Raw genomic sequence first — 1191 nt, 5'->3', positions numbered from 1 at the left:
GCATGGAGCGGCAAGTTGTGAAAGTAGTAGACCACCAGCGGCAGCGTGGCGAACTGTGCGCTGAGCGAAACGGTCACGAGGGGATAGACTACCTTGTAGACTACCCAGTAAAGCGCTACCTGCCCGCCATCGCGCAGCCACATCCACCACGTACGGTGCTTCTCTAAATACCGATCGCCGTACCAGTCAGGATAGGGCAAGGGGATGCGCCGCCACACGTACGTGCCGCACCACACGATGCCGGCCACGGCTAGGAAGGAGAGCTGAAAGCCGACATCAAAGAGCGAAAGTGGCGAAAAGCTGAGGATAACGAGTGAGGCGAGGGCGAGGTTGTTGGGCGTAGCGCCCTGCGCGCGTTGCAGGCACAGCCCCAGCTGAAGGAGGGTGAACATCCAGGCAGAGCGTTGCAGCGACAGCGGGGCACCGGCCAGCAGTACAAAGCCCCACAGCGACATCAGGGCCAGCCCTTGGGCGATGAAGAACCACCGTCCCCACCGCATAGGGCGGAGCAGGAACAACTGAAGGAGCGAAAAGAGGATGCCCAAGTGCAACCCCGAGAGGGCCAACACATGGCTTACGCCGGTATCGGAGAAGAGTGCTCGCACCGTGGGGCTAAGGGTGGACTTGTCGCCCAGGGTCAGGGCGGAGAGGATGGCGTAAGCCGACCCCTCAAAGTGTGCAGCATACTGTGCCGTCAGCCGAGTGCGTAGCCGCAGCAGCCTTGCGCTGAGTGAGGGATGCGCCTCGGGAGCCAAGCGCCGCCACTTGCCCGCCGGCACGTAGGCTACGCCGCTGATGCCGTGCACCTGGAGATAGGTGGGGTAGTCAAAGTCGCCGGGGTTTCCCTCGCGCTTGGGCTGACGGATTTGGCCCATAAAGGCTATGCGGTCGGCGGGTTTCAGCTCCTTGGCTTCCTCGCTCAATACGCGCAGCCTCACCTCGTCTCCGCTCTCCAGGCGCAGCCGCACACTGGTGCCGTCGTCATAGCGTTTGTCGGTCTCCACCACGCTCCCTACCCAGGATTGCTCGTGCTCGGGCCAGTGAATCTGCACCCGGGTATAGGCCAGTGCGGTAAAGGCGGCGGCACACAGTCCCCAGGTTAGGAAGGCCGGCAGAGCAAGCACCCTACGCCGGTAGCTGAAGGGGCGCTTACGCAGCCCATAGACCGCCACTCCCAACCCCAGTCCGGCG

General features: G+C 63.1%; 1 protein-coding gene. It reads right to left on the bottom strand.

Annotated features, from left to right (window positions below):
- Positions 1-1191: ComEC/Rec2 family competence protein (locus Q4P78_RS09080; protein ID WP_303340044.1), on the bottom strand; the 1191-nt coding region annotated here is incomplete at both ends.

Origin of the sequence: Rothia sp. (in: high G+C Gram-positive bacteria) (assembly GCF_030540545.1) — a bacterium.
Classification (GTDB): domain Bacteria; phylum Actinomycetota; class Actinomycetes; order Actinomycetales; family Micrococcaceae; genus Rothia.
The sequence above is the reverse complement of the archived record's forward strand: the minus strand, read 5'-3'. Positions and strand labels throughout refer to the sequence as shown.